1 protein-coding gene is annotated in these 291 nt (G+C 47.8%); it reads left to right on the forward strand.

Annotation, left to right across the window (positions count from 1 at the left end; all coding sequences use genetic code 11):
- Nucleotides 1–291: phage late control D family protein (locus tag AC1M89_RS14815; RefSeq protein ID WP_481614403.1), on the forward strand; the 291-nt coding region annotated here is incomplete at both ends.

Here is a 291-nt window from a genome sequence, read left to right on the forward strand (position 1 = left end):
TGTTTAGAACCACTGGCATCATTACCGAAGCCTCACAAGGACAAAGCGATGGGGCACTGACCCTCTACAAACTCACGCTCAACGATGCAACTTCACTTTGGCACAAACGCCGTAACAGTCGCGTATTTATGAACAAATCCGTGGTCGAAGTGGTCGAAATCCTCTTTGAAGAATGGCAAAACAAAAGCCCACTCTTTGCATCGAGCCTCAGCCTAGACCACAGTGGATTGCAACAACAATACGACATCCGACCCTTCATCATGCAAAGCAACGAAAGCGACTACGACTTTC

It is taken from the genome of Acinetobacter sp. ANC_7635 (assembly GCF_056779945.1).